Origin of the sequence: Saccharophagus sp. K07 (assembly GCF_014336955.1) — a bacterium.
GTDB lineage: Bacteria > Pseudomonadota > Gammaproteobacteria > Pseudomonadales > Cellvibrionaceae > UBA5868.
Map to the genome: position 1 here is coordinate 276,036 of NZ_QRAI01000003.1, position 24,998 is coordinate 301,033.

Genomic DNA, 24,998 nt, shown 5'->3' on the forward strand with positions numbered 1-24,998 from the left:
TCCTTTAAACGATCGGATCGTGGACGGTCACCAGCTTGGTGCCATCGGGAAAGGTGGCTTCGACTTGCACTTCGGGGATCAGCTCGGCGACGCCTTCCATGACGTCCTCGCGGGTGAGGATGGTGCGGCCTTCGCTCATCAGTTGCGCCACTGTTTTGCCGTCCCGTGCGCCTTCCATAATCGCCGCGCTGATCAGCGCCACCGCCTCGGGATAATTCAACTTGAGCCCACGCGCTTTGCGACGTTCTGCCAGCAAGGCGGCGGTAAATATCAGCAATTTGTCTTTTTCCCTTGGAGTTAGCTCCACGGTTTTACCCCCAGTAATTTGAAGTGTCTTTCTGATTTGTCAGGGCTGCGTGCCAGCGATCACCACCGCTTCAGAGCTCCACCCGCCCTTCCCGGGATCGCCCACGAGTACGTCCATGTAGGCTCCCTCACCGACCTCCCTGTCGGTGAGGGTCCCGGAAAGGGCGGCTGAAACTCTTCCGCTCAAGTGCGGTGATCGGATTTATGTATTCCAAATGCGCGGCGCGACTGCCTGCGCGCCGGTTAAATCCATCCGCAACTCGCGCCACACATATTCAAATCCGGCGCGACACAAACGCGTGGACTGGCCGAGATAACGCACGATAAACAGCTCGCCTTTTTGCGTCAGACCCCATTGGTGATCCGGTGCCGGTGCGAGGGCTTCCAGCGCTTCCACTAAGGCGTCCACCCGGTCGCGAGTGGGCTTGAGCGTAGCGAGAAATGTGCCAGCCACCGGAGCATTGTGCAGACCCCAGCGCGCCTGCATACGCTCGTCGCCGCCATCAAAGCGATTGCGCTCGATCAGCAGCGGGCGATTGTCCCGGTAGATTTCCAGAATCTGTTCACACCGGCCTTCGGAAAAAACCTCATCAGACGCGGGCCTGCCGAGACAGACCACATCCCACACACACGCCCGCGCGTCGCCCTCAAGTTCCAGGCGGGTGCGCAGTCGACCGTTAGCGCCGTTGAAGACGATGGTTTCCTGCGGCAGCCACTCAATACACGATCCAGATGCACTACTTATGTGCACCTGCTGACGCTGCACCTCCTGGAAGCCCTGGGCGCGATAAATCTTGCCCGCCGAGGGGGTGGTGATCAGCCCGGTCGCACCGGGTGCGGCGGCTATGTTAATTTGCAGCAAATCGCCCAGAACCATGCCGCCCGGCGGGTGCAGCAAGTACACATGACAGCAGCCGTTTTCCTCGGGATAAAACGGCCTCTGGACCCGCAAAGGCCCTTGATGGCGAACGTGGCTCAAAACGGATTTCGCCCCACGCCGCTCCAGGTGCAGATCCAACTGGGCAAACCAGTGGCGCGTCTGGACAGGTTCGAGCGATAAAGACTGGTGATGTGACATGAATATTTCCGAGTATTGAAACGCCCGGAAAATCAAAGCTTTGCCGACAAAAGCCAGCAATTTTGCCAACCACGGGGCAAAATACGCCCCAAAAAGATGCATAGAATTTTTGCTATGCACCAATACAGCGCCATTGCGCCGGAGGTTTTATGATTTTCGACTTTCCCAAGCAGCGAGTTCAGGAGTTTTTGCACGAACTGCGCCAAGGCCTCCAAGGCCGCCAACCCGAAGACCTTTCCCCCACCCAACTCCGCGCCCTGCTCGAATCAGTCCTGCGCAAACTCAATCTGGTTACGAGAGAAGAGTTTGATGCTCAGCAGGCTGTGCTGCAGCGGACGCGGTTAAAGTTGGAGGAGTTGGAGAGGCAGGTGGGGGAGTTGCAGGAGAGGATTCATAAGGAGAAGGAGTAAGAGTTGCCCAATAGAGCCAACCCGACCAGCATGTGTATACATGCACACATTTATACACATCGGTTTGGGTGGGTTATATGAGAACCAACATTGTGATAGACGGCCAATTGATGGATGAGGCTCTTAAAGCATCCGGCTTGAAAACTAAAAAAGAAGCAGTCGAAGCAGGCTTGCGCGCCTTGATCAAACAACGCAAACAAGAAAGTATCCGCGCACTCCGGGGTAAATTGCGCTGGAAGAGATGAGAAGGGATAAATGATCTTAGTGGACACCAGTGTCTGGATTGACTACTACAACGGGCAAAATACTCCACAAACGTCCATTCGTTTTTTATTCAGAAAAACCGAGCGCGTCGGCCAACACCAAGAAAATCAAAGAGGAGCCAGATATCGCAAACACCCAATAAAATAAAGCACCCAAACATCGATCAAATTTCGTAGTATGCGCACGGATTAAACTGGCATTTGCATAGAGAAAAGCTAGACTCCCTTTCTCTAATTTATCGCTCCAAGATTTAGGAAACGCAACAGCCTGTGCAACGTTGATAATATCCCACCCGCTAAAAAATTCTGCTCCCAATGCGTCTTTGGTTTCCGGATTTTTCCTCAATTTTCGAACAGTGATCTGGCCGAACAGCACGAATAAAATACATGTAAAAAATGCTAAAACTGCCGGAATGGCGAGTAAAATAGAGAGGTTCATATAACCCCTATTGCGCTCATAATTTTGTCGTACCATTCACCGCCATGCTTTTTGGCGTATTTATTTGCTCCAATTGAGGTCGCTGCAGCTGCGCCCGCGATTACGACATCGCCCGCAATTCTACCCAGCATTGAGAAATTCGGCCTTCATTAGCCGGCTACACAATCGTATTTCACTCATTGTTAACAGCAATGTAATCGTTTAAACCCAACTTTAAGCAAGCGCAAAAGCATTGGCACAAGAATCATAGGAGATAATGGAGGGAGTGGGAAGCGCACGTTGGCATATCAAAGCGCGTCAAGATACTGCTTTCTACTCGTTTATGAAAGCCCGATCAAGACTTGGATGGTTAGGTCGGCAGCTGATCGCATTCACAACACTTGCTAGTGCAACATTGAGGCATTCTATCCCTTTTCCGACCTACCTTGATAATTCGCAGGCACTTCCGCATCCAATATCAAATTATGCATACGCTCGCACAAGCGTCTTTGTTGGATGATTAATTCTTCGGAAATAGCGCTTAGGGTTTGTACTTCCTGGCGCACCACCGCATTTTCTTCGCGCACTTGATGGGCGTTTTGGGTCATGCGTTTGCTGACTTGGTCCTGCTCTTGGGTGGCGAAAGCAATGGACTGGTTCAGCTGGGCGATGCTGCTTAAATTGGTTTTGAGCTTGTCGAGGGACAGAGTGACAGCGAGGCCGCGCTGTTCGGTTTCCGTGGAAATACGACGGCAGGATTCGAGCATGCTGAGGGTTTTTTCCGAATCGTCCTGCAGTGCCTTGATCAAGGAAACAATTTCATCGGTGGACTCGCGAGTGCGACCGGCGAGTGCGCGCACTTCATCGGCTACCACCGCGAATCCTCGCCCATCGTCACCAGCGCGTGCAGCCTCAATGGCGGCATTAAGAGCCAGCAGGTTCGTCTGCTCTGCGATACTGGTAATTACCGCCACAACGCTGTCGATGGTATGGCAGGCGTTGTTGAGATTGCGCATGCGCTCGGACGCCTGCTCGAGTTGCGAATTAATTTCCTGACTTGCCTGCACTACACCGCGCAGAGAGGCTTCGTCGCTATAGGCATCATTTACCGCCTGAGCGGCGGATTCCGCACTGGAAGCTATATCGTGGACAGCATTTGACAGGGTTTCCACCGCGTTCACCAAATGGTGGATATCGCTCTGCATGGATTCACTGCGCAGACGCAAATATTCGCGTTTTTCGTCGAGTTCACCAGCGGACGCCGCCAGTTTATTGGATACTTGCTGCACATCGCTCAAAAACAATTTGAGGCCCTGGATAAGATTGGCGAAGTGTTTCAAGCCGCTGATACTGTCATCCACCTGTATCCGAAAATCGATGACATTCTCCTTTTCCATCATTTTTTGCGTGGTGACCGTAAGCACGTCACCTACCGCCACATCCTTACGAGCCGCGTGAGTGAAGATTAAAAAGAAGACGGTTTCGCCAATCACATAGCCCGCGTGCATAAATACTCTGAGCCAGTGATCTTCCATATCGCGAAACAACCAAACACCAGCGCCGTGATGCTGTAAATAGCAAAACAGCAAATGATGTGCCGCAATGAGAACCGCCGCAACTATCAGAGGCAACCAATCGCGATAAATCGCGATAAAGGCAATCAGCACAAATACCCCAAAGTGCATTTCGATCAGCCCCCGCGCCTGGTGAATGTGCAGCATCACAAACACCATCCCAAAGGAGATCAACAAGATCGAGGACAGACGGGTTGCGGGATAGAGGAAGTAACTGGCAAAACTGAAGATCACTAGAGGTACACCGACCGTTATTACCTCATTCCAGGTCCCGTACCAAGGGGCAAGCGCTAAGGCGTAGAGGAATTCGAGTGCAATAACACAGAGAAAGATTTTATCCGCTCGTCTTGCGCGCTCTTTCCGCAGATCATCGATGGTGGTCGCACTTGACATATCCGTTCCTAAATGCGTAGAGGAATAGTTATAAACCTTTTTCACCCTAGCACATAACGGCAAATCCGCTAGCCAAATCATCATATTAACCATGCCTTTAAATAGGGCATCTAAGTGGTAATTGCCTGTTATAACAAAATATTATCGACTTCGAGTTTTGATTTTATCTATATATAAGAACCGGCTAACTATTAACCATGAAACTATTAGAACCGCTTAGACCATGCCGGTGTAGTACGCAATAACTATAAACCCTATGTCCATTACTGGATTCGAACCCCCAAAAAAGGGAGGGTCAAGGAATTTGTCCTAATCAGATGGATACCCTGGGAGAGGGTTGGGTGCAGCAAGCCTGCCCACTCTTCCACCCCCCTAACACTGGCCAACAGAAGCTTCTCGCGCCATAGCAATTTATTTTTGCGAAATTAATCACAAAAAATCCAATCCTCAATAACAAGAAAAATAAATTAATCTTTTAGCACTTGGACCCCACCACATCCGTAAAGGAGTTACGTTTGTGAACATACCAGATAGGATTCTGCACGAAGATAAAATTGGCACCGCCGTTCGATATCAACTTCCCAACAGACGCCATTGGCTTAATAAAAAGTCCGGCCGCAAAATTTATATCGAGCCTGACCCCCTTCAATACGTTACCAATCTCAATGGCTATGATCAGATGCAGGTGTGTAAAAGTATTGAAGAACTCGCCAGCATTCCCTTACCCCTAGATGGAGCCGTCAATAAACAACGTCCCGCGTTTTTTAAAGCAAAGCACGCGGATGCTAATGCTTTTAGATTTTTAATTAAATATCGAGTTACTTCTGAGGCAGTGGTTATTTCGGAAATCTGTCTTAATGACACACTGTTTGGTGTAAAAGATAATTCAAAGGATGAGAGAGCTTGCCTTTACCATGTCAAAAAACTCGATGTTACGAATTTCCATTCCGGTGTTGATCTTAATACGGTAGCTACGCTACCTAATACCTGGGTATTGGAAGATCCTGTGCTTGAGGTCAAAACAAAGATCGCTGCAGTTAACGGTATGCTCAATGACTTGCGAAAGGCGTCCTGGTTAATGGGGATTCATGCTGAGCACGCCTACCCTCAAGATGAGATCAAAGGCTACACTCTCTTCCACAATCCCAGCGAATCCGCATTACCTGACTTTTTCGAGTCAGTCAGGGACAACTTGGGTTTTACCACTGAAAATGCCAAACATCTTGCAGAGATTCTGGCCGATATCCAAAGAAAAGGTCAACCAGTGAAATGGGTAGTGCACAGCCAAGGTGGAATTATCTTTAAACAAGCGGTCGCCCATCATATTAAAAAGTACCCCGGTCAATCCTTGGATAAAAACTCCGTTGTATTCCATGCGGGGGGTAATAACAAGAAGGAAACTGAAAAGCTTTTAGGTCAAGTTGGAATTCGCAAAAACGCTCCAGACAAGGATAATCCTTTTGACCTTGTTCCTCATTTGGCAGGAAGAAATGACCTGTACCCGGCAACCATAAAACGTACCTTGCAATTCTGGAAAAAGGTCAAAGGCAACGAAACCGCCAGTGTCGTTGAAAGTCCTCATACACTCCCCTTTATCAGCCTTGAGGCTTATCATCACTTTCTGACACTGGCGGGCGACACTAAGTCTGCTTCAAGGGTGGAAAAGTATATGAAAAGGCTGGCCAACTCGTGAAACCTCAGCCACTATTGTCACCTAGAATTCTGGTCTTTTTACTTATGTCATTGATTAGCACTCTTTTCGGTTGCAAACCGGCTTCCCTACAGGGGCCGGACTTCAACCAGACCATTCCTAAAATCCTGCATATAAAGCCAGGCATAACGGTTACATATGAGATGCCTAGCAATATGTCCAACTTGATGAATTTCGGAATTCGCTATCCAAACGAATCTCCAAGAACAATAACGTTTGATACAACGGAAGAGCATAAATTTCAGTTATGGCATTGGCGAGAATCGGTTATGCTCGATGGTGCTATGTGGGACTACAAGATGAAAGGCAGGGCTGATCTAAATTTAAGAATCGATATCGCCTTGAAACCTGAATTAACTAGCCTAAAATCTTTTATCGCTTCTCTATATGAAGAATTCTATAACGGAGAAAATGGACTAAATACTAATTTCCGACGCAAGCGCCCAAATCGGTCGGATGATGAACTCGGCAGTTGGATAAAATCAATACCTAACGACTTCTCCGAAATCTCCGTCAACGGAGCACCCGCATTCACGTGGTCAGAGGATAGTAGAGATACAGGTCAAGGCGCTAGATATTATGCCCTTGAGTTTCATGATCGATATTTTTTGACTTTCGCATTTCTATCCTCGATCTCCGCCCGCAATACTAAAGAGCTGGAAATGGCCAAAGGCAGAATTCCGCAGGATATAGCAGCATTTATGGAAAGGGTACACGTGTTTCAGAAATAGAAAATTAAATAGTTTCTATTGTTTTATAGGTACCCCAGCGAAATTTGCCAAACAGGGCGACAGTGTTCTCAACTCACGAAGTCTGAAATTCAGAATTTATTACTTTGTTGAGGTTCATGCTATTCGAAAATCCAGATTCAACCGTTTCCAATGATTGCGAAGCCACTGCTTGTGGTTTTCATTCATCGGCAGGTTTTTTAAAGCTTCCGGCCATAAAGTTCTGGCTTTTTCCATCACATCGTTCAGATGCCATCTGATGGCTCGCCACGGAATATCAGAATGTTCGGACCAATATTGAAAATGCTGTAGAGATACTTGATACCAATCCTTGGTTTTACCAAGATTGAGGGCAAACTGTCGTTCATTTTCCACGTAAACACCGGTGGTTACTATGTCGTAAGAAGGTGAAAGCCGCGGAGTTATTTTGTCCATATAAATAAGGCTCCAGTTTTTCAAATGTGCATCACCATTGGCGAGTAGAACGTTCACAAGTAGCCGTCTAGCAAGCTGTTGCGCATCAGCCAAACCATCACCAGAAAATAAGTAAAGAACACGAGCGATTTGCTCATAGTTGGCTGTATTATATTTTTCGTGCGGATATTTAACAAAAACCTGTGCAAAATCCTCCATATGAATCCGTTTGCCTTCTTCTCTATCAAAACGTTTAATTGCAAACGCTAAATTTTCTTGCGGAAGATTGATTGGCGGTAAATTAACAAGCTTGTCCAGAGCAACAAGTTTGATATCCGGAATATTAACACCAACCATCGCAGCAAGTGACATAGAGCTGTATTCATTGAGCGGAACATCTTTATGCTGTGTAGACGGCGTTTTCACAATCCAGTCGCCCAACTCACCTTCCGCGGGCAGATTATATCGCCCATCCTTTTTGTTCATGGAGAACTTCATTTGGACACCGGCAAGAGAAAATCTATTTTTTTCTCCGCCTTTTAGGATTTTTTTTCCGAATTTTACCGGGTTTACCTCAGCATTGATATTTAACGCTGCTCTCGGAACCTCTTCCGGGTCCATAGGTTCTGCCATTAATGCGCCAGGTAAATCTCGGCCGAGATATGAAAAAATATGAAACTCGTTATCCACATGAACTTTCAAGCTGTGAGCGATATACTCTCTTAAAGATCCTTCTGGCATTAAATTCGATAGTATTGGATGGAGTCGTTGTGAACGCACCAGTGGTTCAGCCATGAACTTAACTGAGCGAGGAAATTTTGGATGGGTGATTAAACTCAATGTTGGTCGCAACGAGTCCTGTCGATATTCACGAGCAAAACTCAGTATATTTCTGCCATTAAGGTATCCCGTCAAGTAACCTATTAGCTTTCCATGTAACGTAAGTTTGAGTACGTTAACTTCATTTTCTCTTCCCTGACTCATGGATCATCTCCTAATAACCCATCCCATGGATCGTCAGATACAGGTTTTTTGCTTTCATTAGGCTGTTCGCTCTCTTCGGATTTCTCGCTAAGGATCGCTATGACAGTGTCGAGTTTTTCGTTTGGTATCAAGAGAATTTCGCTATTAAGCCCCTTGGCGATCAGTTCGAGCGTGTCAAGCCTTGGGTTTCCCTTCGACTCCAAAAGTTGGTACTGCTGGCGGGAGATGCCTATGCGGGACGGCATATCACTTTGCTTAAACTTCAAGGCCAAACGCCGCGCTTTTATCTGTTGCAAAAGAGATTTCATTGGGAAACATATATGTTGCATTTCAATTTGTAAGCAACATATTAGTTGCCAACCAACCAAAAAGCAACATATAGATTGCTTTCAAGGTTGTCACTACAGTAAAGCAATATATAAATTGCTTTTCACATTATAACTGCGGAAATGCAACTTTTTTGTTGCTTTTGGATCAATCTACCAGCTCCGCTACTGCCTTAGACTCGAAAGGACGGCGCGGACTCTACAGCCAAACACAAATCCATAACCATTCGACAAACACGAATAACTACAAATGAAATCTTTCCTGCTTATCTGTATCCCCTTCATTTTTTCTTGCTCCATCATCAGCACAACTTCAACATTGCCAGAAAGAGTCGCTCTTTCAAGAAGCGACGGCTCTACAATTGACTTTTATATGAAATTTGATTCTGCCAAAACACTTTTGCTTTATTTACAAGGTTCCGACTGCAACAGTGTTTTGCACGATAGATTTTTGCAAGACCATATCGAAAAGCTCTGGCCTTCTGCAGATGTACTATTGGTTGAGAAACGTGGCATCACTGCAGATTTACCGCCTTCTTTTGACGCAGCGCGATCAGGTTGCCCCCAAGAATATATTCAGCACGATAATCCCGAACAAAGAGTTACGGATCTGAAAAAGGCGCTTAATTCAGTCCAGCAAAAATATGCTTACCAAAAAGTGATAGCCCTTGGAGGCAGCGAGGGCGCTCAAATAGCTGCAATGATTGCAGCAGAATCCGATTTAATAGACGCTGCAGTTCTGATCAATGCCGGCGGCCGCTATTTTCTGGATGATGTACTTCACAATATCCGTTTGACCACGCCGGAGGATATTCTAGAGGAAGAAATCGCCGGCTTCAGCGAATTTGCCAAGCAAATTGTTATGGGAGATTTTTTTGAGTTGGAGGTCAGCAATCACGGTTATAAATGGTGGCGCAATATGTTGACTTACGATATGCAAAATACCTTGACCTCAATTCGCATCCCCACTCTTATTATTCAAGCAGGCCAGGATAAATCTGTATCAGCGGAAAATGCTACTGCCATGGTGGAAAACCTTAAAGCTTCGGGAAAAAGCAATCTCGACTTTGTGGTTTACCCCGATTTGGATCACGGCCTAATAAACACAGATGGAATTTCAAAAGCGGAACAGGTGGTTGAAGATATTCACCACTGGTTAAAACTGCATATCAAATAAATTAAGACCATCCCACTCGTAGCGTCATCGTTTGACTTAAGGACACTACGAGCGCGTCCCCATGCTATTACGACTAGTGTTTTTTAGGTGGCAACTCACTATATTTCGGCAGTTCATGTGATTCCACATACCAGCAGGCGCGGGAGTCCCAGAAGATATTTTGCTGTGGCCTGATTTCTGGATCGTCGTCTAATGTACCTGCGGGTATCACCACATTTTTTCCGCCTTTGACATGCCATGGCAGAGACGAGCCACAATTTTTGCAAAAGCAGGTAGAAAAATATTTTGCCTCGGGAATTTCAAAGCGCCCTACTTTTTCTTCACCGCTCAACCAACGAAATCTTTCCGGCGGAACGAATATATTGGAGGCGTGGGCGGAGCCGGTAAATTTTCGGCAGCGTTGGCAGTGGCAGTACTGGAAAATTTTAAAAGGCGGGTCGATTTCGTAGGTTACGGTGCCGCATAAACAACTTCCTTTCATAAATGTGTCTCCGCTAGTCAGGTTTGCTGGGTTGGGCGATTAGGATGTTGTGTACCGCGTGATTATCGACCCATATTGCAGTACATTTCCACAAGTCATTTCTGCAACGAGTCCGTTATGGAATTTATTTTTTTGGGCACATCCGCTGGTACACCAACCAAGTTCCGCAACGTAACAGGTTTCGCATTGCTGGAAACGTCCGGCCGGAGCTGGTATTTGGTCGACTGCGGCGAGGCAACGCAGCATCAGATTTTGCGCACGCCCTTATCTTTGCGCAGCCTCGGCGCCATTTTTATCACCCATATTCACGGTGATCATTGTTATGGTCTGCCCGGAGTTTTAGCCAGTGCTGGCATGAGTGGACGCGAGGAGCCGCTGGTAATTGTGGCTCCCGCAGGAATTCAGGAATGGCTCAACAGCACTATGCTGCACACATCCTTGCATCTGCCTTTTGAATTGCAATTTCTCGCTGCAGAATCTTTAGCGGAACAGTCGATCGGCAATTATGTCGTCAGCTCTGTGGCCTTATCTCATCGAGTTCCGTCTTATGCCTACAGCTTTACCGAGGTGCGCCAGGAGTCGCGTCTAAATCAGGAAAAATTGCAGGCGCATGGCATTGCCCGCGGTCCGCTCTGGGGAGAAATCAAAAAAGGTGTGGATGTCGAGTTAAACGGAAAGTGGCTCCGCGCAGAAGAGTATTTACTGTTCGATTATGAACCGCGAAAAATCGTAGTGTGTGGAGACAATGACACGCCGGAATTGTTGGCAAACGTCAGCGCTGGATGTCACGTGCTGGTTCACGAGGCGACCTATACCGAGGAGGTAGCACGGAAATCCGGCGAGCTTTGGGGACATAGCTCTGCCGCCAGAGTCGCCTCCTTTGCCAATAATGCCGCTATTCCCAACCTCGTCCTCACCCATTTCAGCCCGCGTTATCAGCGAGATGCAACCAAATCACCGTCCATTATGGATGTGCACCAGGAGGCCTCCGCGAACTATCAAGGTAATCTGTTTCTGGCAGAGGACTTTGCGCACTACCGCTTGGATAAAACAGGGGTGCTTCACCGAATTGAACCGTCGTCAAATCCAGCTTAATAGGGATTCTCAGCGAGTCCCTACGCAACACTGCCGAATTTTCTTACACCCGTGTCATTTTTTCTGTCATCAGCAGATTTTCGGCGACATTTGTCTAATTTTTTTGTTTGCAAATCAATCATATAGGAAGCCCCTGGTCCAACCGGCACAAAACGGCACGAGACGTGCTAAGTGTCACGCTGCTTCGCAATGAGAGCCAACCTTGGCTATAGCGGACACTTCAACAAGACGGAGACTATATGAAACGATTGATTGCCAGGGCCTTATTCGCGGCCTCAACCAGCTTATTAAGCTTAGGGGCTTTTGCTTTACCCTTAAGTGAGTACAACCTGATCGTTGCGGAGGATTACACGCACCAATCCTCTTCTGTCGGCGGTAAGATTTTCGTCGGCGGCAACGTCATCGCCAAAAATTCTCTTGACCTCGGTCTGGATCTAACCAAAAGCCCCACTTTGGATTCGCTGACGGTTGTCGGCAATATCACCGGCAACAACAGCTGGTTCAATGTACAGGCAGGCAATGTGGTCACCGGTGGTAATGTGAGCGGCACCGGCTTTAATTTCAACGGCGGCGGTAAACTGCTCAAGGGCAACCAGAGCGACCTGCAAAATCAACGCGACAACATCATCAGCGAGCTCTACGATACCTCTGAACGCTACAGCAACCTGACTGCCAACGGCAGTGTTGTTGCGAGTCCCAACGTTGTATCTTTGAACTATTCCGGTTCCGACAGCGTGGCTGTGTTTTCCGTGAACGCGGCTGATGTTTTCCGTCAAAACGCTCGTCTGGAGTTGAATGCCGGTTCCGCTGAAACCGTCATCATCAACGTTTCCACCGCTCACCTGGTTGGCGGCGCGGGCCAATTGGCTTATGACTTCACCGCTCCTGGCGGAATTAATTTCACCAGCGGTTTTGCCGCTAACGCCGATGCTTTCAACCTGGGCGCCAGCAATATCCTTTGGAACTTCTACGATGCGACCTATCTGAACCTGCAAGGCCTGGATACTTTCCGCGGTTCTTTGCTGGCTATAGGCGCAGATTTGGTGAATCTGGGCACAGCTGACGGTTCTATCGCCGTAAAATCGCTGATCCAAAATCGTCAGATCCACAACTATACATTTGTGCCACCATCAGAAGTTCCTCTGCCGGCTCCGTTGCAATTTATGTTGATCGGCATGGCATGCTTGTTCGGCTTGCAACAGTGGCGCAAGCGTAAGCAAGCAACCACAGAAGAAATTAATGCAGTCCCTGCATTGGCTTGAAATTAAAGAAATAAAAAAGGCCCTTCGGGGCCTTTTTTATTGCGCGTGATTTGTCCATCACCAGTTCATCTCATACATAAATCTCGGATTTGGCTCAGGGCCTCACAGAAACAAAATGTCCGATAAGACACATCGGGGCGTTTGCTGGGATCAGCATTAGCTGATTTCTGAATAGACAGAGCCATCAGGTCAGAACTCTACAATGAATTTTTCAACCCTATCACTTTCTCCAATAAACTGCTGTTGCCTGAGGCTTCCGCCTGCTTTTGCAACTTATCCAGAATATCCAGAGCCGCTTTTCTTTTTCCGTCCATTTTAAGTGCCTCGACGTAATGCAATTGAATGTCCGGAATATCAGCAATAGATAGCGCTTTCTGAAAGGTAAATATGGCGCGCTCGATATTCTGATTTTTCAAAGCTGCCTGGGCATAGGTATCCAACAGCGCCGGATTTTCTGAGTTGGCGAATCCTTCGGTCAATTGCAACGCTTTGCGCCAATCTGTTGCTGCTTCAGAAGCTAGCAGAAATGACGCGTAGTTATTACGCACTACATCATTATCGGAATAGTTCGCTAAAAGATTTTCATAAAGTGCCGCAATTTCTGCCGGAGTCCCGGATTGTTGCAGAAAACGGGCATAGGCAATCCCCACTCCAGCACTGGGACTTCGTTGATACTGCGTCTGAAGCAATTCGAGCGCCGCTTTTTCATCACCGGCATTGCGTTGCAACTCCGCTAATAAAACCGCGCCCTCCCCCCAATCCGGATATTGCTGCAGAGCGGCCTCCACTTTCTCTTTTGCCTGCGGCAACTCTTTCGCATCCGCAAGACGTGTATGCAACAGAAGTGCACTTAAATCGGCAGGATATTGCACAATATGCTTGTGCAAAAATTGCTTTAATGATGCACTATCACGTATTTGCTGAGCGCTTGTCACCATTGCCTGCAACGCCTTGTCAAAACCTCCGCGCGCACTGACTGCTGCGGCAAAATCCTGCATAGCGGCTTTGTGGTTGCCCTGTTGCTGTTTAATAAAACCACGGAAATAGGCAATATCGGCCGAGTCCGCATTCAACTTCTGCAATTGTTCGAGAATTTTATTGGCGTCACCGTAATTTTTGCGCAATGCCGCCAGCTGCAATTGCATGCTCATCAAGGAAATATCATTGGGGTATGCTTGCAGGGCCTTGCTCAATTGCGCATCCGTATTGGCGTAATGGCCCTTGCTGAAGCTCTCGGCAATTAAATATTTCATAGCGTCATAATGTTTGGGGTCCAGCTGCAAAACCTTCTGATAATAATCATGGGCTACGCCACTCTTTCCCTGCCGTTGATTGTGCGCGGCCAACATTGCCAGGGCTTCGACGGAATTGCGGTTTAAGCTCAATAACTTATTAAGGTGTGCCACCGCTTTTTCCGTCTGATTTTGTTGCATCAATAATTTGGCCTTAAGCAACAAGGCGGATTGGTGGCTGCTGTTAACACTGAGGACCTGATCCACATAAGACTCGGCGCTGTTCCAATCCTGCGTCAACCATGCAAGCTCAGCGAGCAATGCACGCGCTTCATAAAGGGCTTTTTCATCATTTTCCGCGCGTTTTTCAATGGTGAGCAAATCCTGCCGCGCCAACTGGAGATTATTATTAGCCAAAGCCGCATATACGCGGTAAAAAAGCAGCCCAGTTGGATTGGTTGCCGATTGGATATAGCGATCAAGCAACTCCCCCGCTTTTTGCAAATCCTGGTTTTTCACCAGATCGACATGCAGCGTCTGCAAAGCATAGGCTTCGGGGAAGCGTTTTATATAGGAAACCAGAGTTTCCACTGCTGGCGCTTGTCCGTCCCGCTCAAAAATCAATTTTGTTAATTGCAAAATTTGCGGTTCCGGATAGCGCACCTGTTCAATCAGTGCGGTCAAATCGGTAATGGTCGATTCAACATCGCCGCGCTCTTGGTTGACTTCAGTGCGCAGCAATCGATATTGCAATGGGTCCTTCGCCAACTGAATAGCGCGATCCAACGCAGACAGCGCGCGTTCCCAACGGTGTTGTTTTTTAGCGCTTACTGCGGCAAGCCCCCACAATTCGGCGCTTTCAGGATAGGACTTCAAACTTTCATCCACTATCTGATCCGCATCCACCCAGCGCTCTTCCGCAATGGCCAAGGCAATAGAAAGCTGCGCGCTGTGTGCACTGCCCGGACTCAGTTCGCGCAGTTTTTTCTCGGCACTGCGCGCTACCTGTAAGTCGCCGGTGAGAATCGCCAGCTCACCGTGTTCAAATAGGTAATCCGCGTTTTGCGGGTCGAGCTGTGCCGCTTTGGCAATATGAAAAAGCAGCGCCGCCTGATCCTGCTTCTCCCGCGCAATCTTGGCAAGACCATAATGGGCTTGCGCACTATTGGGATCCAGAGCCAATGCATTGCGATATTCGACGCGCGCTTTATCCAATTCTTGCTGCTGGTAGAATCGATCCGCATTTTCGAGATAATCCTGTGCGGTGTTTTTATTTTTACATGCTGTTCCCGCCATGACAGCGGCAAGCAAAACGACGGGGGCTAGGCGGAAATAAGACACCATAAATACCTATTTAAAAGAAGAATCCGGGAGATATTGGAGAATCACGGGATGTGCCGAGGCAATAAATTCTGTAATGATTTGTTCTGACTGCGCCAAGTTGTTGGCGTCTACCACGGGAATCGTCACACGGATCAAAGATCCGTCACTACGCCCCGTGCTCAAAAAATCTTTCAGCAGCAACCATTTTTTATAATATTCGTTGGCGACTATCATCCCGCGCTCAGCGAACCAGTAGTACACCAATTGCTTCTGTCCTTCGCGAGTAATAAGAGTCCGGTTTACCGGCATTCCATTTAGATAAGTGCGCTCAAAGTTTTCCATTTCCCAGCCACCTCCGGGAATGCATACTCGCGGCGAATGGGGCGATTCACCATTGCGTTGGTTGGCGTAAAACGCAATATACAAATTAATCGGCTCCATCCGGTCCGGGTGATGAAAATTCATCATTAAATAATCACTGAAAGATAATTTCCTTTCGATATCAGCATCTATAATCGACATTTGGCCGCGCCACATTCCCAATTGATGGGGGAATAACGCAAGATTGGTTTCCGGCACGTTTGTGCGCTGAATATTGCTCAACACGTACAACGCAGAACCAGAAAAAATCAGCAATATCAGCGCGCAATACGCTGGCCGGGTGTGCAGATTTACCACCCCCACTGCGGCGCCGACTTTTGGACTGTCAATGCCGACGCATTCGAGCAAAGGTCGGCGTGACGTCAACCGTTCCAGGAGAAACACTTCCGCAAGTAATAGCAATAAACAGCCGCCAAAGGTGAGCCAACCTTCCGCATCGTGAACCAACCCTTCTACCACGACTTGGCCGTATTTCTCGACCAGCACTGCAGTGAGCGCAATGCGCAAGCTGTTCATCAAAATAGTGATGGGAATGGTGGAGGCGAAAATCAGCAGACGCTTAACAAAATGCGCCTGATAAAAATATGCGAGGATAAAACCTATGCTCATCAGCGGGTATAAAAAACGCAAACCGCTGCACGCTTCCACTACCTGTAATTGCACATTGCCGAGGTCGATGATATTACCGCTGAGAAAAACGGGTATGCCCATCCAGCGGATAAACATCACCCCCAGTTCCGACGACAGCAATTGCAGACGCGCTGTCAAAATGGCCTCGATAAAATAGGGAACCGGAATGGCAAACAATAAAATCAAAATTGGCGCCAGCAATAAGCGCCCCGCTCCTTTTCCAAGATAGGCATAAGCCAATCCCAAAAGCAGAACCACAAAAGAAATTTGTTTCGCAGCAAATAGCGCGCTGATTTCTCCCAACAGCAGCAACACCACCGCAAATGCGATCATCCACACGCCCCAGACGCTGCCGTTGGCCGCACTGGTGCGGATGTCCTGGCGGCGTTCGTAGATGATGTAAAGGCTGATCAGCGGAATTAAAAATCCGTGACTAAATTCGGTTTCCGTCATCCAGCGCTGCCACAGATTGTGCAACGCTGGCAGGTACAGAAAAGGGATACTGACCAGAGGAAAAAGCGACCAGTAGCGGGAGAAAAACCTCATAAAAATTCAAATCCAGAAGGGGCAAATGCCCGAAGATCCTTTTATTTTCCCTACAAGCGGCTTATGCCTTACAACCTGCGCGTATTTTTATAGGTGCAATATGCTTTTTGCAGACCTGTAATATCGGGTATCACCAGTTCTTCCACTCCCACACGTACATGCATCAATTCGTAAACGTGGGTGGCAGTGTTGTAGCCGAGAATATCTTCTTTGGAAACCGTGATATTGCGCGGAATCCCCTGAGTCGGAATGGCGATAAACGGCACTTCATCATCAACGCCGGTAGAGTTGAACACCGCAATTCGCCCGTTCGGGTTGATGCCCGCCACGGACTCTCCGTTGAGTTTTTCAAAACTCAACAAGGGCACACGGCCATTGCGCCAGCTGTAATAACCGAGAAACCAGTCAGGTCCACTGTTATCCGGGAAAATCGGCGCCACCAGTGCCATTTCCGCTACCGAGACCACCGGCACCAATAAAGTCTGCGCCTTAATGGGAATCATCATGCATTCCACCGGGTCGGACGGCAGATTTTCCAGATCACTCATAAAACATCTCTCTCGTTACGACTGCTGGGGTCGCAATCCCTCTTGGTGCAATTTGACGAACCGCCGCGCCAGCTCAGCCGGCGTAGCACTGAATTGGGCACAACCTTTTTTTGCCACGCTTACCGGCATGGAATCGATGGTGCAGGAAGCGGCTTCTTGGATCCACACTTGCCCGCCGCGGTGGTGCATCATGGTGCAGCTGTTGGCGCCGTCGTCCCCCATTCCGGTAAACACAATGACCCCGCCGCGCTCGCGATACACCCTGGCGACTTTGGCGATCACCTGATCGATCGATGGTCTATAGCGACCACCCCAAGGCTCCTGCAGAGGCGATAAAACGCCGCCCTCCAATAATTCGACTTGATGCTGCGGGGATATGAGATACACGGTGTTTTCGCGAATCACCCGCGCTTCTTCCGTGGTTTCCACAGCCCAACCGCAGTGGCGGGTCACGACCTTTTGCAGGTTGCTCATCGCCTGGTGTTCGATGTGCTGAACATACAGCAACGCCACGCCTTCCAGTTCATCCGGCAAACCGGCGAGAAATTCCGCTACGGCTTCCGGTCCGCCCGTTGAGGCGGCCAACACCCAGACCTTTTTGGCGCGACGGCGAGTCTCTGCGGCCGAATCGCGCACCAACTGGCGCAGCTTCAACGCTAGGCGCCGCTCTTTCTGCTGGCGGATTTCCGCGGGCAACAACGGCTTTTCATCCACCGCTTTAGTCGGCGGGGGAACGATCTGCAGATCGTCTTCATATATGACCGGCGGACCATCGAGATCGAGATAGTCCATCACGCTGCGCACACTCGGATCGTGCAGATCCAGGTTGGCAACCCAGACATCCACCTGCGGCAGAGGCGTGGTTAAACCGGGTTTGATCTCCACCGAAGCGGCCACGTTATAGCCCGCACCTTTTACCAAACGGCCCAGCTCGCTCACTTGCTTGATCGAGGCTGCGATCACTCCTATCGCCAGACCGTTGTTCATCATCACGCGCTTCTCATATCAACCGGCGACCCGGACGCTTGTAGGTCACGCCTTCTTAGGCTGCTTGTTGAGAAGCGATTCCATGGTCTTGAGCAGCACTTCTTCCTGATAAGGTTTGCCGAGATATTCGTTAACCCCGATATTGAGCGCGTGCTGCCGGTGTTTGTCGCCAGTGCGTGAAGTAATCATGATGATCGGCAAATGGCGCAAACGGCTGGTTGAGCGCACGTTCTTCGCCACCTCGAAACCGTCCATACGCGGCATCTCGATATCGAGCAGCATCAAGTCCGGGATTTCTTCCTGCAGCACCTGCAGTGCATCCACACCATCTTTCGCCGTAATGACGTTGAAGCCTTCGCGTTCGAGGAAGCGGGTCATCACCTTGCGCACAGTCACCGAGTCGTCCACTACCATAATGGTTCGCTGCGACGGTTCGGTCTGCGGCAAATAAGCCTGGGGTTTTGCCGGAGCAGGCAAACTGCTGAGCGCGACTTCGCGCCGCACCAGGGCGTGCGGATCGAGAATCACCACCACAGAACCGTCGCCCATCACGGTAGCCCCGGACAAACCTTGCACAGCGGCGAACTGCGGGCCCAGGCTTTTCACCACAATTTCGCGGCTGCCCTGCAGACCATCCACTTGCAGCGCCATAGTGTGCTGCGCCGTGCGCACCAATATGACAGGCAGAGGTAAGACCTGGCCTTCCAGATTCGGCAAATGGTCGCGATCCAGCATGGTAGCCAGATAACGCACCTGATAATTCTCCCCGGCGTACTCGAAGCGCGCTTCGGGATGGCTGTAATAGTGTTCGAGCTCGAACGGGCTGACCCGTACGATACCTTCGATGGTGTTGAGAGGAATGGCGTAGGTCTCATTGCCCAGCTGTACCATCAACGCGCGGTTGACCGATACGGTGAACGGCAGGCGCACAGTGAACTGGGTGCCGACGCCCATCTTGGAGTCTATGACGATGGTGCCGCCGAGCTGCTTGATCTCCGCCGCTACCACGTCCATACCGACGCCACGGCCGGAAATATGGGTGACGTTTTCCGCCGTACTGAAGCCCGCCTGCAGAATAAACTGCATGACTTCGTGATCGCTGAGATTGGCATCCGCAGTCATCAGGCCGCGTTCAATCGCCTTGGCGCGCACTCGCGCCAAGTTGATACCGCGACCGTCGTCCGCCAGACGCAACAGAATATCGCCACCCTCGCGGGCGAGGCTGAGCAGAATACGACCTGTTTCGGGTTTGCCTGCCGCTATGCGGTCGGTCGGCGTTTCGATACCGTGGTCGACCGCGTTGCGCAGCATATGCTCCAAAGGCGCGACCATACGCTCGAGTACCGAGCGATCCATTTCACCTTCGACGTTATCCAGCTCGAAATTGACGTGTTTGCCGAGCTCACCGGACACCTGCCGAACTATACGGCGCAGGCGCGGTACAAGGCGGGAGAAAGGCACCATGCGCGAGCGCATCAGACCTTCCTGCAACGCAGAGTTGATGCGCGACTGCTGCAACAGCAGGGTTTCGGCATCGCGGATCTTTTCGCTCAGAGTCGCTTTCAAGTCCACCAAGTCGGACGCCGACTCCATCAGCGAGCGGGTCAACTGCTGCAACTGGGAGTAGCGGTCCATCTCCAGCGGGTCGAAACCTTCGTGGCTCGCCATTTTTTCCTGGCGGAATAGAACCTGGGCTTCGGTTTCGATATCGAGACGGCGCAATTGTTCGTGCAAACGGCGCAAGGTGCCATCCACTTCGTCCACCGCACCGCTCAAATCGCTGATCTGCTGTTCCAGGCGGCCGCGGCTGATAGAGGTTTCGCCTGCGAGGTTGACCAATTCTTCCAGCAGGTCCGCGGAGACCTTGATCATCTCCTGCGAACCCTGGCGTTTGGTCGTTTGCGGCATGGCTGGTCCGCGCGGCGCCGGGGCCATAAAGTGGTCATCCAGGTCGTCGCCCTCATCCACCGGGCTGACCGCCTTAGCAACAGGCGCGCTGGGCACTTCCTCCGTGACTGGTGCTGCTTCCACGGCAGCGGACGGCGCAACTGGTTCTGCTGCTACAGGTGCTTTGACTGGCGGCGGCACGGCGGCAGAGGTCTTGATCGGCTCCGGTGGCGGCTCACCATCAAGCCGCGCTTTTACAGCGCGCACGCCGTTGAGCACTTGATCTTGATAGGCCAACAATTTTTGGAAATAGGTGGGATCGCTCGATGGGTCGCTTGAGACAATCAAGAAGGATTCATAGTCGTGCGCGAGCTCGCCCAAGTTTTTCAGGCCTGCCAAGCGCGCACCACCCTTCAGGGTGTGCAGCGCACGCTTCATAGTGTCCGGAGCGTCGCGGTTATCCCAATTGGATTCCCAATCGTGGATCGCTTCGTCCATCTCCTCGATCAGCTCAAAAGCTTCGTCGAGGAAGATTTCCAGAATATCCGGATCGAAGTCCGCTTCGTCGATATAAGCGGTATCCAGTGTACTTGGGGCAAATGCCGCTGGCTGCACCACAGTCACCGGCGGTGGTTCCACATCTGCTGCGGTTTGCAGCACCTGTAGAGATTCAACCGGTTCAAAAACTTCTTCGGCAGCAGGTTCGTCCACCTGTTGCTCCGCATCTGCCTGCGCTTCTGCGATCAGCTCTGGCTCTACCACATCCTCCAGAACGACTGGCTCTTCCTCTTGCAAAACGACAGCGTCTTCTTCGACTGACTGAAGATCCTGCTCCTCCGCCGGTTCGTCTGCAAATGCATCGTCTTCCACCGGCACATAGAGATCAGACGGCGTCTGCTCTTCTCCAGCAAAAAGCGGCTGCTCGGCAGAGATCTCCTGCTCCGCCAACAAGAACTCTTCTTCGTCCATCACGAAATCTTCCGCCGACAGATTGGAATCGTCGGGGATTTCGTTGGTTAAAATTGCAATTTGTGCAGAATCGTCAGCCAAATTGGCTTCTGCAACCAACCCTTCACTGGCTGACCAATGATCATTAGCGGCGAATGCTTGCTCCTCCTCTAATAGAGGTGCATCCGCACTGACCAATTCCTCCTCGGTTGCTTCAGCATCAAAGGACAGGCCATCAAACTCGCCAGCATCCGCGGATTCTTCATCCGCAATCAGGAAGTCGCCAGCAGTGAGCTCACCTTCACTGCTTTCTTCAGAGAAGTAGATCAGCTCTTCTTCATCCAGCGGCGTGTTTTCTTCCAGCAGGGTTTCTTCCACTGCCGCAACATCGGCGTCTGTTGCAATTTCGTCGGTAGCAGCAAATTGGTTATCGAACAGCAGCTCGGAGCTCGGCAGCTCTTCGCCGATCCAGCCGGCTTCCGCTGATTCTTGCTCTTCCGCCTGAGATTCCTCTTCGACCTGAGCTTCATCCGCTGGCACGTCTGCTTCTGCCAGCACTTCAGGCTGTTCGGCGAGGGTGTCGGTCAACAGGGTTTCCTGTGCCAGCCAGGGTTCTTCCGGCGTGGTTTCGCCAGCCGTTATTTCCGCCGCGGGAGTCAACTCTTCAGCGACGGTCTCTTCTGCTTCGGCAAGTTCAGCAGGTGCGGCTAACGCATCCAAACGGCTCTGCAGTTCGGCGGACAATGGCTGGATCGTCTGGCCAGCGGCGATCTGGTCCACCATATCGAGCAGTTTTTCATGCGCGGCAATGGTGACATCGAAGAAGTTGTCGTCACGCGGCAAACGTCCATCGAGCACCGCCTGATGTGCAGCCTGGAGCTGTTCAGCAAGCAGACTGACAGCTGGCAGATTCGCCTGCCGCGCACCTTCGCTCAGGGTGCGCAATTCATTCAGCAGCGGCGGCAATTCATTGTTGATAGCCTCTGGCTCATTGCGCCAGCGCGCCAGCAGCAGATCGGCGTCCAACAACAGGCGCATTTCCTCGGCCATAAAAATGGCGAGCATGCGCGGGTCGACGGTTTTGTTTTCCCCTCCGCTGCTCTCTTTCAGGTGGATCAACGGCGCCAAGTGCAGCTCATAAAGCTCCTGCACCCGGGCGACAAATTGTTCTTGCTTCGGCAACACCACCGGGCGGTGGCCGTAGATGCATTCCAGACCTTCGCGGGTATAAGCCGCCGCATCCTGCAACAACTGCAAAATGTCGTCGTCGATACGGATCTGGTAGCTGCGCAATTCTTTGATGAAGTTTTCCAGCGGCGCCATTATGGCCGCAACCGGAGCCACACCCGCCATATGAGCGCTGCCTTTCAGGGTGTGCAAAGCGCGTTGCAGTTGATCGGTCGGCGGCGTGTACAAAGGCGCAGCAGTGATCATATCCGCAATATATTCGTCCACCACCGCCAAGTGAGTGGTCGCTTCGGACGCAAAGATCTCCCACAAAACCTGGTCTTCGTTTTCTTCTTGAAGCACCGCTTCCTGTTCCGGCTCGGGCTCGACGGTTGGAGCTTCCGGAGTGAAATCCTGGTACTGGCTGGAGGAATCCAAAGCTGCAGGGAAGCGGCCCTGAGCCATCTCTTGCGCCCAATCGATGTACTGCTGACAGCGAACCGGGTCCGGGTGCGGACGGCGGTTTTTGAAGGCGTCGATCAATGCCGGCACAACCTTCAAAACGCGCTCAATCAAATGAATATGAGCGGGTTGAGCCGGGACGGTACGATCCAGTACTCGGTTGAGCATGTTTTCCACTGCCCAGGCGAGTTCACCTATGTCCTGGGCATCCACCATACGACCGCTGCCTTTGAGCGTGTGAAAGGCGCGCCGCACTGTGACCATGGCGTCTTCGTCGCCGAGATTGTCGGCCCAGCGCGGTACGTACTCTTCCAACGTGGCCAGAACGTCAGCCGCCTCTTCGATAAAGATATCGATGATCTCATCATCGATATCACTTTCGTTGTCTTCTTCAAGCTCTTCCGCCGTTACCAAACCTTCGGCAACCAGCGGCGGCGCCACCGCAGCGGCTGGCTCCTCTTCCGCTTGGTCTTCGACAATGCTTTCTTCTGCTGGAGCCGCCACAGGGGTGGGCGCGACCTCTGGTGCAGGAGCCGGTTCGCGCGCCACTGTCGCAGTCGGTTCCAGCAGTGGTTTACCGTTGACGGAATGACCCAACTGGGCGAGCGCCTCTTCGGCCAAATCCAGATACATATCCAGATCGTCGCCGTGACCGCCGATCAGGCGCTCGAGGAAATAGTCGATACTGGCGATGGCTTCTGCCAGCGCTTGAAGCTCCCGGCCCGGCAGTGCTGGGCGGTGGGACAGCTGATCGCGGATATAAACACTGCAGGCTTCGGCAATCGCCGCCGGGCGCGGCAGCGGTACCATCAGCAGACCGCCCTGGACGTGGTGAAGCGTCTCCACCGCGCGCGGCAAGTTGCTGGTGTTCCATTGATTGGACATGGCTTCGACGATGGTTTCCTTGACCGTCTCCATGCCCGCGCGGCATTCCACCAACACCGCGTGTTTGGCCGCGTCGATTTCCACCTCGCGCTCGTCGAGGTTGGCGTAATCGGTCGTTTTGCCCGCGCCTTTGGCGATGGCTTCCAAACGGTTTTCCAGGGTGGCAAGGCCGTTGGCGATATCAATCAGCTCGCTGTCGCCGAATTTGCCCGCACTGCGGATACGCGCCAATGCGTCGTACTGCTGCATGCACTGCTTGCGCATTTCGCCAATACCGAGCACCGCCAGGGTATCGCCAATGCGTTTGATGATCGGCAGCATTTCTTCCAGGTCGCTCAAACCGCCCTGGCCGGACAGAGCCAAGTCCAACAGGTGTTTGCAGGTGTTGAGTTCATCCTGCAGGGCCACCACCACAGCACGGATGGCGTCGGGTTCGGGGGGAGAAATAAGACCTTTGCGCATTTGCGCGCGGGTGGAGGTTCCGCCGAGCAAGGCGCCGTCCAGACCGTAGCGCTGTTTGACCTCAGCGACCCGCGAGCCGCCGTCTTCCGCCTGGGCGACGTAGTACAACAGGTTGCGCAGCAGGCCTTCCTTCGGCGGCGCATCCAGCGCAGCGACGCCGTGTTCCTCCAGCACGCGCAATTCACGCGCGAGCTGACGCAGCAGTCCGCGCACCGCAATACTCAATTCCACATCGTCGCGCACCAGCGCTTCCAAAAGTGCAGCTGCTGCCTGCCACAAAGGATGGGCAGCCGTGCCGCGGCTGACGCCTTCGGCACGCACCAGCACCTTGTCGAGATAGGTGAGGTTTTCGTCGATCTTCACCCCGCGCAGTACGCTGGCGGCGGCGTATTGATACATTTCGCGCAGCTTTTTGAAGACTTCGCGCAGTTTGGCTTTGTCCTGCAGGATCGGATGGCGCTCACCGCGAATCTCGGCGAGGCTGGACAGATCCGGACTGAACAGATTGGTCTCACTCAAATAGCTCTGCTTGCGCACCGCGCGCAAATCGTTGAGCAGAGGTAGTACCACGCTGGGGTGGTCGTCGTGGTGGACTTTGACTTGATCAAGATACAGAGGTAACTGCAACAGGGAGCGCATCAGCGCTTCCTGAGCTTCTTTTTCATTGGTGACCTGGCCGTGCATCAACGCTTCGGCTAAGGCTTCCATCTCTTCTGCGAAGAGTGAAGCCCCGTGGAATTGCACCATTTGCAGCGAGCCGTGCACTTGGTGAATGTGAGTCAGGCAGAAACGTATCCGCGCCGTATCGCGAGGGTCCTCAACGTAGGCCTCCAAAGACTGTCGCGCGTCCTTGAGGGTTTCGCCGATTTCGCCAATCACCCAATCGAGGGCGGCGTAGTTACGTTTATCTCCCATTGCGG

At 51.2% G+C, this 24,998-nt stretch carries 19 protein-coding genes; 7 read left to right on the forward strand and 12 right to left on the reverse strand.

The genetic code is table 11. The annotated features are described in order from the left end of the window. Positions 1–4 precede the first annotated feature (4 nt). Both DWB84_RS10900 and DWB84_RS10905 read right to left on the reverse strand, forming a co-directional pair. Positions 5–307 carry an urease subunit gamma gene (locus tag DWB84_RS10900; protein ID WP_187409825.1) on the reverse strand — a complete coding sequence of 101 codons (303 nt, stop codon included), beginning with the start codon at positions 305–307 and terminating at the stop codon, positions 5–7. Between the two features lie 201 nt (positions 308–508). Next, positions 509–1,384: an urease accessory protein UreD gene (locus DWB84_RS10905; protein WP_187409826.1), complete on the reverse strand. Its 876-nt coding sequence runs from the start codon at positions 1,382–1,384 to the stop codon at positions 509–511. Positions 1,385–1,533: 149 nt separating this feature from the next. On the opposite strand from DWB84_RS10905, the gene DWB84_RS10910 reads away from it, so the two are divergent. Together DWB84_RS10910 and DWB84_RS10915 are read left to right on the forward strand one after the other, a co-directional pair. Then, a complete protein-coding gene (locus DWB84_RS10910) occupies positions 1,534–1,794 on the forward strand; it encodes an accessory factor UbiK family protein (protein WP_187409827.1) in 261 nt (86 codons plus the stop codon). A 77-nt stretch (positions 1,795–1,871) separates the two neighbouring features. Continuing rightward, the gene (locus DWB84_RS10915) at positions 1,872–2,039 is read left to right on the forward strand and encodes a type II toxin-antitoxin system VapB family antitoxin (RefSeq protein WP_187409828.1); all 168 of its coding nucleotides are present in this window, start codon (positions 1,872–1,874) and stop codon (positions 2,037–2,039) included. An 85-nt stretch (positions 2,040–2,124) separates the two neighbouring features. Here the strand turns inward: DWB84_RS10915 and DWB84_RS10920 are convergent, their stop codons facing one another. Continuing rightward, positions 2,125–2,496, reverse strand: coding sequence for a hypothetical protein (locus DWB84_RS10920; protein ID WP_187409829.1), 372 nt, complete (start codon positions 2,494–2,496; stop codon positions 2,125–2,127). Between the two features lie 404 nt (positions 2,497–2,900). Beyond that, positions 2,901–4,526 carry a methyl-accepting chemotaxis protein gene (locus DWB84_RS10925; protein ID WP_187409830.1) on the reverse strand — a complete coding sequence of 542 codons (1,626 nt, stop codon included), beginning with the start codon at positions 4,524–4,526 and terminating at the stop codon, positions 2,901–2,903. 433 nt (positions 4,527–4,959) lie between these two features. Here DWB84_RS10925 and DWB84_RS10930 point away from each other — a divergent pair, with 433 nt between their 5' ends. Further along, the gene (locus DWB84_RS10930; RefSeq protein ID WP_187409831.1) at positions 4,960–6,135 is read left to right on the forward strand and encodes a hypothetical protein; all 1,176 of its coding nucleotides are present in this window, start codon (positions 4,960–4,962) and stop codon (positions 6,133–6,135) included. A gap of 44 nt (positions 6,136–6,179) precedes the next feature. Beyond that, on the forward strand, positions 6,180–6,884 hold the full coding sequence (locus DWB84_RS10935) for a hypothetical protein (RefSeq protein WP_187409832.1): 705 nt from the start codon (positions 6,180–6,182) through the stop codon (positions 6,882–6,884). Positions 6,885–6,998: 114 nt separating this feature from the next. On the opposite strand, the gene DWB84_RS10940 is transcribed toward DWB84_RS10935, so the two are convergent. Continuing rightward, a complete protein-coding gene (locus tag DWB84_RS10940) occupies positions 6,999–8,279 on the reverse strand; it encodes a type II toxin-antitoxin system HipA family toxin (RefSeq protein ID WP_187409833.1) in 1,281 nt (426 codons plus the stop codon). Further along, the gene (locus DWB84_RS10945) at positions 8,276–8,587 is read right to left on the reverse strand and encodes a helix-turn-helix transcriptional regulator (RefSeq protein WP_187409834.1); all 312 of its coding nucleotides are present in this window, start codon (positions 8,585–8,587) and stop codon (positions 8,276–8,278) included. Before DWB84_RS10945 ends, DWB84_RS10940 begins: the two co-directional genes overlap by 4 nt. A gap of 268 nt (positions 8,588–8,855) precedes the next feature. Between DWB84_RS10945 and DWB84_RS10950 the strand changes: the two genes are divergently transcribed. Further along, positions 8,856–9,782 (forward strand): S9 family peptidase, encoded by a 927-nt coding sequence (locus DWB84_RS10950; RefSeq protein ID WP_187409835.1) that lies wholly within the window; start codon positions 8,856–8,858, stop codon positions 9,780–9,782. A 73-nt stretch (positions 9,783–9,855) separates the two neighbouring features. Here the strand turns inward: DWB84_RS10950 and DWB84_RS10955 are convergent, their stop codons facing one another. Next, on the reverse strand, positions 9,856–10,263 hold the full coding sequence (locus DWB84_RS10955; protein WP_187409836.1) for a GFA family protein: 408 nt from the start codon (positions 10,261–10,263) through the stop codon (positions 9,856–9,858). Positions 10,264–10,380: 117 nt separating this feature from the next. Here DWB84_RS10955 and DWB84_RS10960 point away from each other — a divergent pair, with 117 nt between their 5' ends. Next, positions 10,381–11,358 (forward strand): ribonuclease Z, encoded by a 978-nt coding sequence (locus tag DWB84_RS10960; protein ID WP_187409837.1) that lies wholly within the window; start codon positions 10,381–10,383, stop codon positions 11,356–11,358. Positions 11,359–11,597: 239 nt separating this feature from the next. Next, positions 11,598–12,620 carry a choice-of-anchor A family protein gene (locus DWB84_RS10965; protein ID WP_187409838.1) on the forward strand — a complete coding sequence of 341 codons (1,023 nt, stop codon included), beginning with the start codon at positions 11,598–11,600 and terminating at the stop codon, positions 12,618–12,620. 197 nt (positions 12,621–12,817) lie between these two features. Here DWB84_RS10965 and DWB84_RS10970 read toward each other — a convergent pair whose 3' ends face one another. The 5 genes from DWB84_RS10970 to DWB84_RS10990 all read right to left on the reverse strand — a co-directional run bounded on the left by DWB84_RS10970 (position 12,818) and on the right by DWB84_RS10990 (position 24,993). Next, complete coding sequence (locus tag DWB84_RS10970; RefSeq protein ID WP_187409839.1) at positions 12,818–15,196, reverse strand: tetratricopeptide repeat protein; 2,379 nt, start codon at positions 15,194–15,196, stop codon at positions 12,818–12,820. A 6-nt stretch (positions 15,197–15,202) separates the two neighbouring features. Continuing rightward, entirely contained in the window at positions 15,203–16,732 is a 1,530-nt protein-coding gene (gene xrtD, locus DWB84_RS10975) for a VPLPA-CTERM-specific exosortase XrtD (protein ID WP_187409840.1), read from the reverse strand. A gap of 68 nt (positions 16,733–16,800) precedes the next feature. Next, the gene (locus DWB84_RS10980) at positions 16,801–17,280 is read right to left on the reverse strand and encodes a chemotaxis protein CheW (protein WP_187409841.1); all 480 of its coding nucleotides are present in this window, start codon (positions 17,278–17,280) and stop codon (positions 16,801–16,803) included. Positions 17,281–17,295: 15 nt separating this feature from the next. Next, complete coding sequence (locus tag DWB84_RS10985; RefSeq protein WP_255428971.1) at positions 17,296–18,270, reverse strand: chemotaxis protein CheB; 975 nt, start codon at positions 18,268–18,270, stop codon at positions 17,296–17,298. A gap of 42 nt (positions 18,271–18,312) precedes the next feature. Next, positions 18,313–24,993, reverse strand: coding sequence for an Hpt domain-containing protein (locus DWB84_RS10990; protein ID WP_187409843.1), 6,681 nt, complete (start codon positions 24,991–24,993; stop codon positions 18,313–18,315). Positions 24,994–24,998: the final 5 nt, after the last annotated feature.